The organism is Neisseria sp. HMSC074B07 (genome assembly GCF_001810355.1).
GTDB lineage: Bacteria > Pseudomonadota > Gammaproteobacteria > Burkholderiales > Neisseriaceae > Neisseria.
Genome location: NZ_KV800970.1, coordinates 1 through 436 on the forward strand (window position 1 = coordinate 1; position 436 = coordinate 436).

1 pseudogene is annotated in these 436 nt (G+C 57.3%); it reads right to left on the reverse strand.

Features of this window, described 5'->3' with window-relative positions:
- Positions 1-436, reverse strand: a pseudogene (locus tag HMPREF2726_RS10305) (transcription-repair coupling factor); the annotation flags it as partial.

Consider the following 436-nt stretch of genomic DNA (forward strand, 5'->3'; position numbering starts at 1 on the left):
GGTTGCTTTCGGTTTTCAGGTCGTCTGAAACGGCAGCGGCACTTTGTTCTCTCTCCTGCGGGATAGGGCTTGTTACGGCTAAGGAAAATTCGGTTTGAGCTGCAACTGCTTTGCCCTCTCCCCAACCCTCCCCCACGGGGGAGGGAGCAGGTTGCTGTTGGATTTGCCCGTGCAGACTACTTTCGACGGGGTGCAGGTTGCTTTCGGTTTTCAGGTCGTCTGAAACGGCTGCCGCATTCTGTTCCCTCTCCTGCGGGAGAGGGCTAGGGAGAGGGTTTGTTACGGCTAAGGAAAATTCGGTTTGGTTGGCAACCGCTTTGCCCTCTCCCCAACCCTCCCCCACGGGGGAGGGAGCAGGTTGCTGTTGGATTTGCCCGTGCAGACTACTTTCGACGGGGTGCAGGTTGCTTTCGGTTTTCAGGTCGTCTGAAACGGC